The sequence below is a fragment of the Polaromonas sp. YR568 genome, from assembly GCF_943371715.1.
Lineage (GTDB): Bacteria > Pseudomonadota > Gammaproteobacteria > Burkholderiales > Burkholderiaceae_C > Polaromonas.
Window position 1 is genome coordinate 50,124 of record NZ_CALRVW010000018.1, and the last position, 13,689, is coordinate 63,812.

14 protein-coding genes are annotated in these 13,689 nt (G+C 65.3%); 8 read left to right on the top strand and 6 right to left on the bottom strand.

The window, feature by feature from the left end:
- Nucleotides 1–29 precede the first annotated feature (29 nt).
- Nucleotides 30–1,364: an ergothioneine biosynthesis protein EgtB gene (gene egtB / locus AAG813_RS13725; RefSeq protein ID WP_341916104.1), complete on the top strand. Its 1,335-nt coding sequence runs from the start codon at nt 30–32 to the stop codon at nt 1,362–1,364.
- Nucleotides 1,365–1,367: 3 nt separating this feature from the next.
- Here the strand turns inward: egtB and AAG813_RS13730 are convergent, their stop codons facing one another.
- The 4 genes from AAG813_RS13730 to AAG813_RS13745 all read right to left on the bottom strand — a co-directional run bounded on the left by AAG813_RS13730 (nt 1,368) and on the right by AAG813_RS13745 (nt 4,160).
- A complete protein-coding gene (locus AAG813_RS13730; RefSeq protein WP_341916105.1) occupies nt 1,368–2,252 on the bottom strand; it encodes a pirin family protein in 885 nt (294 codons plus the stop codon).
- Between the two features lie 47 nt (nt 2,253–2,299).
- Nucleotides 2,300–2,854, bottom strand: coding sequence for a flavodoxin family protein (locus AAG813_RS13735; protein ID WP_293595742.1), 555 nt, complete (start codon nt 2,852–2,854; stop codon nt 2,300–2,302).
- Nucleotides 2,855–2,962: 108 nt separating this feature from the next.
- Nucleotides 2,963–3,373: a DoxX family protein gene (locus tag AAG813_RS13740; RefSeq protein ID WP_341916106.1), complete on the bottom strand. Its 411-nt coding sequence runs from the start codon at nt 3,371–3,373 to the stop codon at nt 2,963–2,965.
- An 85-nt stretch (nt 3,374–3,458) separates the two neighbouring features.
- Nucleotides 3,459–4,160, bottom strand: a complete 702-nt coding sequence (locus tag AAG813_RS13745) for a pirin family protein (protein ID WP_341916107.1) — start codon at nt 4,158–4,160, stop codon at nt 3,459–3,461.
- A 126-nt stretch (nt 4,161–4,286) separates the two neighbouring features.
- Here AAG813_RS13745 and AAG813_RS13750 point away from each other — a divergent pair, with 126 nt between their 5' ends.
- The 5 genes from AAG813_RS13750 to AAG813_RS13770 all read left to right on the top strand — a co-directional run bounded on the left by AAG813_RS13750 (nt 4,287) and on the right by AAG813_RS13770 (nt 9,096).
- Entirely contained in the window at nt 4,287–5,231 is a 945-nt protein-coding gene (locus AAG813_RS13750) for a LysR family transcriptional regulator (protein WP_341916108.1), read from the top strand.
- A 166-nt stretch (nt 5,232–5,397) separates the two neighbouring features.
- Nucleotides 5,398–6,474 carry an FAD-dependent oxidoreductase gene (locus tag AAG813_RS13755; RefSeq protein ID WP_341916109.1) on the top strand — a complete coding sequence of 359 codons (1,077 nt, stop codon included), beginning with the start codon at nt 5,398–5,400 and terminating at the stop codon, nt 6,472–6,474.
- 11 nt (nt 6,475–6,485) lie between these two features.
- Nucleotides 6,486–7,442, top strand: coding sequence for a tRNA glutamyl-Q(34) synthetase GluQRS (gluQRS, locus tag AAG813_RS13760; RefSeq protein WP_341916110.1), 957 nt, complete (start codon nt 6,486–6,488; stop codon nt 7,440–7,442).
- Nucleotides 7,439–8,191, top strand: a complete 753-nt coding sequence (gene trmB, locus AAG813_RS13765; protein WP_341916111.1) for a tRNA (guanosine(46)-N7)-methyltransferase TrmB — start codon at nt 7,439–7,441, stop codon at nt 8,189–8,191. Before gluQRS ends, trmB begins: the two co-directional genes overlap by 4 nt.
- A 29-nt stretch (nt 8,192–8,220) precedes the next feature.
- Nucleotides 8,221–9,096 (top strand): RluA family pseudouridine synthase, encoded by an 876-nt coding sequence (locus tag AAG813_RS13770; RefSeq protein ID WP_341916140.1) that lies wholly within the window; start codon nt 8,221–8,223, stop codon nt 9,094–9,096.
- A 132-nt stretch (nt 9,097–9,228) separates the two neighbouring features.
- Here AAG813_RS13770 and AAG813_RS13775 read toward each other — a convergent pair whose 3' ends face one another.
- Nucleotides 9,229–10,332 (bottom strand): transglutaminase domain-containing protein, encoded by a 1,104-nt coding sequence (locus tag AAG813_RS13775; protein WP_341916112.1) that lies wholly within the window; start codon nt 10,330–10,332, stop codon nt 9,229–9,231.
- 240 nt (nt 10,333–10,572) lie between these two features.
- Here AAG813_RS13775 and AAG813_RS13780 point away from each other — a divergent pair, with 240 nt between their 5' ends.
- Nucleotides 10,573–11,718, top strand: coding sequence for a hypothetical protein (locus AAG813_RS13780; protein ID WP_341916113.1), 1,146 nt, complete (start codon nt 10,573–10,575; stop codon nt 11,716–11,718).
- A gap of 6 nt (nt 11,719–11,724) precedes the next feature.
- Here the strand turns inward: AAG813_RS13780 and AAG813_RS13785 are convergent, their stop codons facing one another.
- Nucleotides 11,725–12,276 (bottom strand): TlpA disulfide reductase family protein, encoded by a 552-nt coding sequence (locus AAG813_RS13785; RefSeq protein ID WP_341916114.1) that lies wholly within the window; start codon nt 12,274–12,276, stop codon nt 11,725–11,727.
- 177 nt (nt 12,277–12,453) lie between these two features.
- Here AAG813_RS13785 and egtD point away from each other — a divergent pair, with 177 nt between their 5' ends.
- On the top strand, nt 12,454–13,470 hold the full coding sequence (egtD, locus tag AAG813_RS13790) for an L-histidine N(alpha)-methyltransferase (protein WP_341916115.1): 1,017 nt from the start codon (nt 12,454–12,456) through the stop codon (nt 13,468–13,470).
- The last annotated feature ends 219 nt before the right edge of the window (nt 13,471–13,689 follow it).

The following is a 13,689-nucleotide window of genomic DNA, read 5'->3' on the forward strand; positions in this document are numbered from 1 at the left end:
GCGCCCATCCACCTCGCACTGAAACCGCCATGCCCACACCCACCGCTGCCCGACGCACCGCCGCAGGGATCTCCGGGCTGTTGCTGCGCTTTGAACAGGTCCGCAGCCAGACCGAACGGCTCGTCAAGCCCCTGAGCGCCGAGGACTGCCAGTTGCAGTCCATGCCCGACGCCAGCCCCGCCAAGTGGCACCTGGCCCACTTGACCTGGTTTTTCGAAACCTTTGTCCTCGAGCGTTTTGAAAAGGACTTCCGGCCTTTCGATGCCAGCTTCAGGGTGCTGTTCAACAGCTATTACAACGGCGTGGGCGACAAGTACCCGCGGCCGCAACGCGGCCTGATCAGCCGCCCGACCCTGCAGCAGGTGCTGGCCTACCGGGCCGAGGTGGACGAGCGCGTGCAGACCATCCTGCGGCAAACCCCGGCCGGTCCTGCCGCAGACGAACTGGTGCAACTGCTGACCCTGGGCCTGCACCATGAACAGCAGCACCAGGAACTGCTGCTGACCGACATCAAACACGCGCTGTCCTTCAACCCGGCGCGGCCAGCCTATGCCGGGCACTGGCCGCTGGCGGGCATCAGCCCGCAGCCGCTGCGCTGGATGGGCTTTGGGGGTGGACTGCTGGAGCATGGCTTCGACCCTGCCATGGACGGCGACTTTGCCTTTGACAACGAGACGCCGCGGCACAAGGTCTATGTGGCGCCGTTTGACATCGGCCACCGGCTGGTCACCAACGGCGAGATGATGGCTTTCATGGCGGACGGCGGCTACCGGCGGCCCGAGTTGTGGCTGGCCATGGGCTGGGACTGGGTGCAGGGCCGCGGGGCGACGATGCCGATGTACTGGGAGATGCCAGACACGCCAAACGGCCCGTATTGCAACTTCACCTTGCAGGGTCTGGTGCAGGTGGACCCGCACACGCCCGTCTGCCACCTCAGTTATTTCGAGGCCGACGCCTATGCACGCTGGGCCGGTGCGCGCCTGCCAACGGAATTTGAGTGGGAGCTGGCAGCGCGCAGTGTGTCGGCCCCGGCCGGCCAGCGGGCCGAAGGCAACTTTGTCGAAGGCGGCGCCTACCACCCGATCCCGCTGCAGCAGCGCCGTACAGGCCATCCGGCGCAGATGTTTGGCGATGTCTGGGAGTGGACACAGTCCAACTACAACCCCTATCCCGGCTACAAGCCGTGGGAGGGCCTGGTTGGCGAATACAACGGCAAATTCATGTGCAACCAGTTTGTGCTGCGCGGCGGCTCCTGCGCGACACCGCAAAGCCACGTACGCGCGAGCTACCGCAACTTTTTTCCACCGGACGCGCAGTGGCAGTTCAGCGGGTTGCGTCTGGCACGCGACGGCGCCGCCGCATGAAACTCACTCTGAGGTAAAGCGGCGCTCGGGCAGCGCAATCAGTTCCGCGTCGCCAGGCACCTGGCCCATGGTCTGAGCCTCCCAGTCACGCGAGGCCTGCACAATCCGCTCCTTGCGGCTGGACACGAAGTTCCACCACATGAAGCGGTGGCCACCGAGCGCGTCGCCGCCTATCACCATCAGCCGCACGGGGTCGCCGGCCGTGATCGATGCCGCAGCCCCCGGCGCCAGCACGACCAGCGTGTGCGCTGCCACCGGTTCGCCGTCCACCACCACCGGACCATCCACGGCGTACAGCGCCAGCTCCTCGGCCAGCGGCGGCAGTTCGAACACCGCACCGGCCGCGAGCTGCACATCCAGATAGACCGTTGTCGAGAACGTCCTGACCGGTGAACGCTGCCCAAACGCCTCACCGATCAACACGCGCACCTGCGCGCCGCCCAGCACCAGCGACGGAATGGACGACGCAGGCGTATGCACGAAATCCGGCGCTGCCTCTTCGTGCTCACGCGGCAGGGCCGCCCACAGCTGGATGCCGTGGTTGACGTAGGTGCTGGCCTTGAGCTCCTGCGGCGCACGCTCGGAATGCACGATGCCGCGGCCAGCCGTCATCCAGTTGATGGCCCCGGGCTCGATGCGCTGGCTGAAGCCCAGGCTGTCGCGGTGCATGATGGCCCCGTCGAAAAGGTAGGTCACCGTCGCCAGGCCGATGTGCGGATGCGGCCGCACGTCGTGCGAGTCTCCCGGGGCCACCGTGACCGGGCCGAAATGGTCAAAAAACAGGAAAGGTCCGACCGCCTGCCGCTGCCCGGCCGGCAGCAGACGGCGCACGCGAAAGCCGCCCCCCAGGTCCTTGTCGTGTCCGGTCAATGTCAGGTCAACAGGCATGGCGGTGACTCCAGAGGGCGGTTTCTTGAAATGGGGTCGGGTAGAGGTCAGGCGTGAAATTTTGCGGCCACATCGGCCACGCGTTGGCCGAACAGCCGGGCCGTCGCCAGATCCCCCGCGGCCATCTCGCTGGCGCCGGCGTCGGAAGGCGACTGTGCGATCGCGCCGCTGTAGGACACCAGGTAGTTGATGTCGTCGCGCTGGGCTGCCTTGCTGTTCGACGGCATCAGGCCCTGGCTGACCCAGACCATGCCGTGCTGCATCGCGAGCGTGAACAGCGTGGTGAGCGTGCCCTGCTTGTCGCCGTTCATGCCCGCGCTGTTGGTGAAGCCGGCGGCCAGCTTGTCCTTCCACTCCTGGCTGAACCAGGGTTTGGAGGACGCGTCGGCAAACTTCTTGAACTGCCAACTCACGTTGCCCATGTAGGTGGGCGAACCGAAAATGATGGCATCGGCCGCCTTGAGCTGCTCCCAGCCACCTTCGGGAAGGTTGCCATCGGCATCGATGGCGAGCAGATCGGCGCCGGCGCCTTCAGCCACCGCCTGCGCCATGCGCTGGGTGTGCCCGTAACCAGAGTGGTAAACAACGACGACGTTGGTCATGGTTTGTTGTCCTTGAATTCAGTGACGAAAGAAGAAGAAGAAGAAGAAAGAGGAAACAGGCAGGCCGGCCCTCGAGCCGGCCTGCGGGCAGGTCGTGGTGTGCCGCGATCAGTCCTTGAGCTTGCCGTCCACGCTCCAGGCACCGGCTCCCCAGGCGGCGATGGTCAGCAGGCCACCAACCACGGCGATGTTCTTGAAGAAGGCCTGTTGCTGCATCATGACCTGCTCGGCAGGCATGGACCAGAAGGCGTGGAAGATGAAGGTGATGACCGCGGTGAACACGGCAATGCCGAGTGCCGCCCAGCGGGTCTGGAAGCCGATCAGCAGCAGCAAGCCCAGACCCAGCTCAACCGCGATGGCGATCGCTGCAGCCACTTCCGGAAGGGGAACACCCTTGGAGGCGATGTAGCCGGCGGTGCCGGCAAAACCGCCAATCTTGCTGAAGCCAGCCGGAACAAACAGCAGGGCGATCAGTACGCGGCCAAGGAGGGAAAGCGGGTTTTGCAGTGAGTTGAGCATGGTGAGTCCTTTTTGTTAAGAGTGATGAAAGAAAAAAATGGGAATCGAAGCGCCCGGCAGTGCAAGTCCCGGGCCACTTCGGCGTTCAGGCTGCCAGATCGAAAACCAGCACCTCGGCGTTTTTGCCATCGGCAAGCAGCAGCCGGCTTTCTGCCTCCAGCATGAGCGCGTCGCCCGCCTTCAGAGGCTGGCCATTGGCCCGGAGTTCCCCGCGCACCAGGTGCACATAGGTCTTGCGTTGCGGGTTCAGCGCCATGTCGACCGTCTCGTCGCCATCGAACAGGCCCGCATAGACGCGGGCGTCTGCATGAATCGTCACGGAGCCCAGCGCACCGTCGGGCGATGCCACCAGCCGCAGCGCGCCGCGCTTGTCGCTGTCGGGAAAACTTTTCTGCTCGTAGCTGGGCGGGATGCCGGTGACATTGGGCTCGATCCAGATCTGCAGGAAATGCGTTGTCTGGCCTTCGGCATGGTTGAATTCGCTGTGCTGCACACCGGTGCCCGCACTCATGCGCTGCACGTCGCCAGGCGGAATGCCCTTGACGTTGCCCATGCTGTCCTTGTGCGCCAGTTCGCCGCTGAGGACATAACTGATGATTTCCATGTCCCGGTGGCCGTGTGTGCCGAAACCGCGCCCGGCGGCAATGCGGTCTTCATTGATGACGCGCAGGTTGCCAAAACCCATGTGGGCCGGGTCGTAATAACCGGCAAACGAAAACGAATGAAAAGACTTGAGCCAGCCGTGGTCGGCGTAGCCGCGTTCGCTGGAAAGTCGGGGGGTCATCATGGGGAGCTCCTTTCAGGGTGCGTGTGCAACGAGTTTGCAATGCCTCCAATGTAGGGGCCGGCGCTGCACTGGCCATTGCAGTTATTTGATGGCATCATTCAAATTATTTGAACCCATAGCCCTTCAATGAACAACCGCGTGCGCGATGCGCTGACCCCCGAAACCATCGGCCTGATCGGCACCGTGCACCGCACCGGCAGCATGGCGGCGGCGGCACGCGAGCTCGGCGTGGTGCCCAGCGCGCTGACCTACCGCATCCGCCAGGTGGAAGATGCGCTGGACGTGCTGCTGTTCGACCGCTCCTCCCGGCAGGCCAGACTGACCGAGGCCGGCAAGGAGCTGCTGCGCGAAGGCACGCGTCTGCTGGCCGAACTCGACGCGGTAGCCAACCGTGTCAAACGGGTAGCCACCGGCTGGGAACCCCAGCTGACCCTGGCGGTGGACAGCGTGATCTCGCGCACCACCGTGATGGAGTTGTGCGAAGCCTTTTTTGCACTGAACCCGCCCACCCGACTGCGGCTGCGCGAAGAAGCCCTGTCCGGCACGCTGGAAGCCCTCACCTCCGGCCAGGCCGATCTGGCCATCGGTGTGGCCATTGAGCCCGGCATCCACAAGTCGGTGCAGAGCAAGCCGCTGGGCAGCATCCATTTCATCTACGCCGTCGCGCCGCACCATCCGCTGGCGCAGGCCCCCGAGCCCATCACCGATGCCATGCTGATGCCGCACCGGGCGGTGGCAGTCGCCGACTCGGTGCAGCGCGGAAGCGGCGTCTCGGTCGGGCTGCTCGGCGGCCAGGACATCTTCACCGTGCCGGGCATGCAGGAAAAACTCGATGCGCAGCTGCGCGGCCTGGGCGGCGGTTTTCTGCCCGAATACCTCGCGCGGCCCCACATCACCACCGGCAGGCTGGTGGAAAAACGCGTACAGCGGGCAGAACGCCACATCCCCGTCAGTTATGCCTGGCGCCGCGTGACCAGCGGGAGTGAGGGCCGCGCGCTGCAGTGGTGGCTCAAGCAGCTGGACAGCCCTGCGACGCGAAAGGCCCTGCTGGAGCGCGACCATGCTGTGTAAAACCCTGACCCGCGGCAAATGTCCGGTCGGCTGGCCGCGCCAGCGTGTAGAGTGTGACCATGATTTCCTTTGATGTTTGCGCTGTGCTGCCAGAATCCGGGAAAGCCTGCCACCGGGTCCTGCAGGCCAACCGCCCCTTTCACCCCGCCATAAAAAGTACAAAGACATGACCAAAACCTCCCGTTCAGCTCCCTCTGCCGCGCCCTTGCCACGCCATATCGCCGTGGTCGGCGCGGGCATGGCCGGCATCGCCTGCGCCCGCACACTGGTGCAGGCCGGCCACCGCGTGACGGTGTTCGAAAAAAGCCGTGGCCCGGGCGGGCGCATGGCCACGCGCAACACGGAATTTGGCGGTTTTGACCACGGCACGCAGTACTTCACCGTGCGTGATGCGCGCTTCGAAAAGGCGCTGGCCACCAGTCCCGGCGTGGTGCGGCCCTGGAGCGCCAACACCGTGCGCATCCTCGACGAGGCCGGCCGCGTCGTGGCGTCTGCACCGCCGCCCCGGGAAGCCCACTGGGTGGCGACACCGGGCATGAACGCGCTGCTCAAGCAGTGGGCCCAGCCCCTGGCTGCGGACGGCTCGCTGACGCTGGAAACCCAGGTCATCCGCGTGGAACGCGACAAGCTGCACCCCGAGCGCTGGCAGCTGCAGACCGAAGGACCGGGCGCCAGCAGCCAGGTGTATTCCGGCTTCGACGCCGTGGTGCTGGCCGTGCCCGCGCCGCAAGCGCATGCCCTGCTGCTCAGTTCCCAGCAAGGCAAGGCCCTGATGCCGGCCCTCGCCGGCGTCGCCATCGCCCCCTGCTGGACCCTGATGCTGGCTTTTCCGCAAGGGCAGCAGCCGACGTTGCCGCACCTGGGGCCGCAGTGGAATGCGGCGCGCAGCACCCACCACCGCATTGCCTGGCTGGCGCGCGAATCATCCAAGCCGGGGCGCAGCGCGATCGAACGCTGGACCGTGCAGGCCAGCCCGGAGTGGTCCACGCGGCACCTGGAAGACGACGACGAGCGCATCAAGGCCAAGCTGCTCAGGGCCTTCACCGAGGTCACCGGCATACGCGCAGAGCCGCCACATGCCGAGGTGCACCGCTGGCGTTATGCGCAAACCACCGAACCGCTGGGCCAGACCCACCTGTGGGATGCGAAATCGCGTATCGGCAGCTGCGGCGACTGGTGCGTCGGCCACCGGGCGGAAGACGCGTTTGTCTCCGGCCTGGAAATGGCGTTAGCCATCGCCTGACGGGCACGGGCGTGGAGCCGCGGGCCTACAGAGGCCGCTTTGCGCCCTCGCCCACGGGTCCGCTACACGCCGGGTCCCTCGTCGCCGCGCTGGCGAGCTGGCTGGATGCGCGGGCGCATGACGGCCAGTGGCTGGTGCGTATCGAAGACATCGACACGCCGCGCTGCGTGCCCGGCGCCGACACGCTGATCCTGCAACAACTGGCCGCCTGCGGGCTGCAACCGGATGCGCCGCCGCTGTACCAGTCGCAGCGCGGCAGCCACTACCAGGCCGCACTGGACCAGTTGATCGCCGCCCACCTCGCCTACCCCTGCGCCTGCACCCGGCAGGACATTGCACGGGCCCTCGAGGCCCGCGGCAAGCCGCGGCCACGCCACGGCGAACTGGTGTACCCCGGCACCTGCCGTCACGGCCTGCAGGGTCGTCCCGCGCGGGCGTGGCGCTTCCTCACCGAAAACATGAAGCCAAATCGGACTACAGCCCTTATTGCACGGGCGCAAGCAGCTCCTGATTCCGTAGCAGACCAGATTGTCCACTGGCAGGACCGCCGGCTCGGCGCACAGCAACAGAACGTCGCGCAGGAGGTCGGCGACTTTGTGCTCAAGCGCGCCGACGGCCTGTGGGCCTACCAGCTCGCCGTGGTGGTGGACGATGGCGCGCAGGGCATCACCGACATCGTCCGCGGGGAAGACCTGGCCGACAACACGGCGCGCCAAATCCTGCTGCAACGCGCGCTGGGCCTGCCCTTGCCGCGTTATCTGCACACGCCGCTGGTGCTCGGGGCCAACGGCGAAAAGCTCTCCAAACAGAACGGCGCCAGCGCACTGGACACCACCCAGCCACTGCAGGCGCTGGATGAAGCCGGGCAGGTACTGGGTCTTCCCGCAGGCTTGTCTGCCCGCACGCCCGCTGACTGGCTACAGCAAGCCGTGGCCTTCTGGAGCCGGGCGACTAAAATTGGGCGGTGATTGAATCCCCCCCCACCAACCCGCCATCAAACCCTCCGTCCAACCCGCCGGAAGGCGCGTCACCCGACCCCGCGCGTCTGCGCACCATCCGCAGTTTTGTCCTGCGCACCGGCCGCACCACGGCCGGCCAGGCCAGGGCTTTTGCAGACGCGGGGCCGAAGTTTCTTTTACCCTATTCGGCAGCGCCGCTGGACGTCGAAGCCGCGTTCGGACGCGTCGCGCCCACCATCCTGGAAATCGGTTTCGGCATGGGCGAAGCCACGGCACAGATTGCAGCCTTGCTGCCGGAGAAAAACTTCCTCTGCTGTGAAGTGCACACGCCCGGTGTCGGCGCCTTGCTCAAACGCATTGGCGAGCAGGGCCTGGAAAACATCCGCATCCTGCAACACGACGCGGTGCAGGTGCTGGACCACATGTTGCCCCCTGGCAGCCTGGACGGCGTGCACATCTTTTTCCCCGATCCCTGGCACAAGAAAAAACACAACAAGCGCCGCTTGATCCAGGCGCCACTGGTGGCCAAACTGGCGGCCCGCCTCAAGCCCGGCGGCTACCTGCACTGCGCCACCGATTGGCAGCCCTATGCCGAGCAGATTCTGGAGGTGCTCCAGGCAGAGCCCTTGCTGAAAAACACGGCGGACAGTGCCGACGGTTATGCCACCAAACCCGACTACCGGCCGCTCACCAAGTTCGAAAACCGCGGCATCAAGCTCGGGCATGGTGTCTGGGACGTGGTCTTCGAGCGCGCGTGAAAGACAAGCCCGCGCTCGGCGGCCTGCCGATGCGAAACGGTGTCGGCCCGAGCTGTGTCAGCCTGCCTGCCGGCCACTGGCCGACCCTCACCGACTTTCTGGTCCAGCGTTTTCCTGACGTTCCGCGTGCGATGTGGCTGGAACGCATGACCGCCGGTGAAATTTTCGATGAGTTTGGCGAGGCCGTCACGCCGGCGCGAGCCTACCGCGGGCACATGCGGCTGTACTACTACCGCACTCTGCCGGCGGAGACCCGCATTCCCTTCGACGAAGAACTGCTGTTTCAGGACGAGCACCTGGTCGTGGTCGACAAGCCGCATTTCTTGCCGGTCACCCCCTCGGGTCACTACCTGCAGGAGACCCTCCTGGTGCGCCTGAAAAACCGGCTGGGCATCGAGGAACTCAGCCCCATCCACCGGATTGACCGCGAAACCGCCGGGCTGGTGCTGTTTTCAGTGCAAGCGCAGGAGCGCGCGGCTTACCAGGACCTGTTCCGCCAACGCGAGGTCAGCAAAGGGTATGAGGCGATCGCACCATGGCGCCCGGAGCTGACATTTCCGCGCGTCTGTGCCAGCCGCATCGTGGAAGGCCAGCCCTTTTTCCGCCAGGCCGAAGTGGCCGGCGTCGCCAACAGCGAAACCCGCATCGAGTTGCTCGAAGTCAGCGGGCCGCTGGCACGTTACGGCCTGAGCCCGGTCACCGGCAAGAAACACCAACTGCGCGTGCACATGTATGCGCTGGGCCTGCCCATCGTCAACGATCGCGTGTACCCGCCGCTGGATCCCACCCCGGAAGACGACTACCGCTACCCGCTGCAGCTGCTGGCCAAAAACATCGCCTTTGATGATCCGTTCACGGGCGAGCGCCGGCAGTTCAGCAGCAAGCGGCGACTGGATCTCCCCTGAGCACGGCGCGTTGAGCACCCGCTGCCAGGCCCCTTCCAGTCAAGCCGGGGCCGCGGAACCGGCTCTGCAGGGCCGCAGGCGCAGCGCCCCCTCGGGGGGCAGCGGCTACACGCAGTGAGCAAGCGTGGGGGCTTAAATCTCTTTTGCCGTGATCTGGTACTTGAAGTCATCCGGCGCGTAGGAGTCGAGACGACCACCCGCGTCTTCTGCCACCGGGTACATGAAAAAGCCCAGCTTCTCGAGTTTCGAATTCGGCAAAGCAATGTCGTGGGCAGTGTTGTAGGCCATCCAGTTGCCTTCCCAGCCGCCGAACAGCGCCTTGTTGACCGGCGCCACCACCGGGTCGGTGGTGTTCTTGATCCAGTCGGCCGTTTCCAGGCGCATGACCTTGGCCACGTCGGCCGGGTCCATCGCCACCCAGCCATAACCCTTGAGGAACACTTCAGAACGGCAGTGCTGCGCGCCCTTGAGGCTGGCGGGGTTGCCGCTGAGCTCCTTGTAGCCAAAGCTGGAGGGCACGAGGCGGATACCGTACACGTCGCGCGCCGGAATGCCGACCGAGCGGCACAGGCCGACAAACAGCGCGTTCAGGTCGGCGCACTTGCCGCCCAGGTTGCCGGTTTCCAGCATGGTCTTGATGTCGCCTTCGCCGCAGCCGCGCACCTTGGGGTCACGGTAGGTGTTGGCCACGATCCAGTCGTAGAGCTTCTTCGTTTTTTCGACGTCGGTCTTGGCACCGGCGATGGCTTTTTGCGCGGTCGCACGCACGATCCCGTCCGTGGGCAGGAACTTCGTCGGGCGCGTGAAGTAGCGCAGCGTGTCGGCATCCTCGCGCACCGCGGTCTTGTGCGCCCAGTCGACCGCGCGGCCCTGGGTCTGCACGCGGCTCGTCAGCTCGACAAAAGGCTGCGCCTGGCCTGCATCAAATTCGGCGTACAACATTTTGGCGCCGTCCACGCCGTCGTCGGTCAGGTCGGTTTTGCCATTGCTCGAAAAGCTGTTGCCCTGCGACCGCTGGTAGTCGCTGTTGACCGAAGGAATCGGCAGCCAGACCTTGGCGACGCCCTGGGGCTTGACGAGATCGACGCGGGTGGTCACATCAAAGGTGCGCCAGGCGCCGCTCTGGGGCGCGAAGAGGCGGCGCGGCGCTGCCTGGGCGAAACTGAGCGCAGGCAACGCGGCCGCCATGGCGGCTGCAGCGGAATTTTTCAGGAAGGTACGGCGTACGGTGGTCATCAAAAGAACTCCGGAAGGTGGGTGGGCAGACGTGACCGGGCATGAGAAGGTGCACCGGGATGTCCATGCGGCGGAAAGCAGAAAGCCTGCGCCGAGGTGCAATTATCGCGGCTTTCGTGCTGCCGGTCACGAAGCTGGGAACGGCTCGGTTATATTTCTCAGGCGACCTCCTGGCGTCCCGCGCGCCACCGCGGTTGCAGGCTCACACGATAACGACACATAAAAGCCGGAGACGATGGCATGGGCAAATCGGGCAAACAAGCAGCGGGGCCGCAAGGCATCCTGCTGCGCGGGACCGCGGGCCAGGCGCTGGCGGCGACACTGCAGGCGGTGCTGACGCGGCTGGACGCGCAGGACCTGGCGCACTGCGTGTGCAGCACGGAGGGCAACGATGACACCGGCCACTTCATCCGGATCAGCCTGAGTGCGGAACAGGGCCAGGCCTGGGCCCCCGGCTACGACACACTCGCGCTGGCGCACAGGCTGCAACTGGAAACCGACGACGAACCGGCCGACCTGACGCGCGAGATCGTGGCCGCCATGCTGATGGGGCCGGTGGCCTTTGAATTCCCCAGTGTGGATGAACTGGTGTCCGCCGTCCGCATTCGCCACAACATCGCGCGGGCGGCCCGCAAGACCAGCCTGTCCTTTCACACCAGTCAGGCGGAACGGCCGGAGGACTGCTGGACCTACAGGAAAGACATCGGCTTTGTCATCCGGCCCGGCGCGTCGCTGATCGCCGCCCTGGCCAAGGCGACCCAGCCCGAGGTGTCCGGCACGCTGTATTCCTTCTCCTGCTATCGCGCCACCGAATACGTGATGCTGCTGGGCATTGCCGAGGAACTGGCGCATTGCAACCCCGCCCTGTATGCGCAATTGCAGACACTCTGGGCCGCCCGACCCATCATGTCGGGCCCGTTTCACGATGTTTTTCTGCGCGAACAGGGATCGATGGAGGCGCCCCTGCCCCCGCATTATTTTGTGCCGGGCGACCGAACCTGGTTCCGCAATCCCGACGAAGCCTCGGCCGAGGCTTCGGGTTATGAAGGCTCCTGGGTGATCTACCTCGGCGGTGGCCTGTTCAGCAACTTCTGGAAACGCGACAAGCCTTACACGCTGGCCGACAAATGCCTGGAAATCTACCAGTGGCGCAACGCGCTGTACCAGGACGCAGCAGGTGACGAACGCATCGATGAAAGCAAGGTCGAAACGCTGGTGGCCGCGGCACAGCAGGACGAATCCGAGCTTGAACGCATCCTGACCCTCATGCAGCGTTACCGCGAACCGCGCGGCGTGTACCGCGACGGCGGCTGCCTGGACACCACACGGGAATTTGCGCGCTGGGTCTGCCCGGGCACCACGGACATCGTCCTGCCCCTGGAATGAGGCTGCTCAGTTTTTGAGCAGGGCCTCGACCCACCCGGTCGCGGCGGTGCCGGTCCAGTCAACCTCGCCCTGCACACGCTGATGCGGCCGGCCCTGTCGGTCCACCAGCACCGTGGTCGGGAAAACCTTGACGCCCCAGGCGCGTGCCGTCTGTCCCTGCGGATCGAGCAGCACGGGCAGGCTCAGCCCGGTGCTGGCCGCAAATTGCATGGCACGTGTCGGGTGTTCCTTGAAATTGATGGCCAGCACCAGCAGCTTGTCGGGGCCGTAGAGGTCGGCGATCTGCTGCAGGGTCGGCATTTCCGCGCGGCAGGGCTCGCACCAGCTGGCCCAGAAATTGAGCAGCACCGCACGGCCCCGGAGGTCCGACAGGCGCCAGGTCTTGCCCTGGGTGTCGACCGCCTGCAGGGACGGAACAGGGCCCTGCCAGGGCGACACAGCGTAAGTGGCTTCGCCCGCGGCAAGAGCATCACGGCCCAGCAGCGAAGCACCGGCTGCGCAGGCGGCGCCCTGCAAAAAAAGACGCCTGGACGCCATCGGATAAAAGAATGAGGACATGGTCACACCCAGCTTAGCAGGGCGGGATTAACGCAGCGACACGCAGGGCATCTGGCATGGGCAGACAATCCACCGGCAGGCACCCCCTTGCCAGCAAAGCGAAACAGTCCTACAAAGGCAGGCCGTGCCCTGCAGTAAATTGCCTGAACCCCCACCAGCACACGCTGAAAACCGATTTTGAACTTCCCTCTTCCCCACCCCGGGCTCGCCCTTGCGCCTGCGTCCCCGCAGTTCATCGACCGCTACAACGCGTCCGGCTCTGACCAGCCCGGTGCTGCGCGTGAACTGGCCGACGGACTGAACGCGGCTGCCGCGAGTGTGTCGCCCAAATACTTCTACGATGCCCTGGGCTCGCAACTTTTTGAAGCCATCACCCAACTCGACGAGTATTACCCGACGCGCACCGAGGCCGGCATTTTCGAGGCAGCCCACGGACACATGGCAACGGCGCTGGCCGGCGCCGGCATCAGCCGCCCCTGCCTGATCGACCTGGGAGCCGGCAGCTGCGCCAAAGCCATGCGGCTGATCCCGCACCTGCAGCCGGTGCAGTATGTGCCGGTCGACATTTCGGTGGACTTTCTGCGCGATGCGGCAGAACAGGTGCAGAACACCTATCCGGAGCTGGCCATTGTGGGCGTGGGCATGGATTTTTCGACCGCGCTGGTCCTGCCGCCGCAAGTGCAGCGCCAGGACCGCGTGTTTTTCTACCCCGGCTCCAGCATCGGAAATTTTTCGCCGGAGCAGGCGCTGGCGTTTTTGCAGCGCATCGCCGACCCGGCACAGGGCGCTGCACGCGGCCTGCTGCTCGGCATCGACCTGGTCAAGGACAAGGCCACGCTGGAAGCGGCCTACGACGACGCGCTGGGCGTTACCGCCGCCTTCAACAAAAACCTGCTGCGCCACGTCAACACGCTGCTGGGCGCCGACTTCGACCCGCATCAATGGCGCCACATCGCCCTGTTCAACGAAGCGCAGTCGCGCATCGAGATGCACCTGGAGGCACGCTGCGAACTGACCGTGCACTGGCCGGAAGGTGAGCGACGTTTCGGGATGGGTGAACGCATCCACACCGAAAGTTCTTACAAATACACGCTGGACAGCATGTCGGCGCTGCTGCGGCAGGCGGGGTTTTCGCGGATCCAACCGTGGACGGATCCGAAGGACTGGTTTGCGGTGTTCTGGGCGTCGGTGTAAGACGCTAAAACCCGCTGCTGTTTGATTCGGCCTCCCTTGGTTGCCTGCAATCCGGGTTTCTCTGTGGTGGGCAAGGTACTTTTCTGGTCCATATCGCAGGCATCACGCTGCGCCGGTGGTTCGCTTTGGACAGTAGGACTGACTCCCCACTCCCACCCCTAGCCCCTCCCTCGCCCCGCTGGGCGATGGAGGGGGACTTCATTTGGCCCCGTGAGCTGC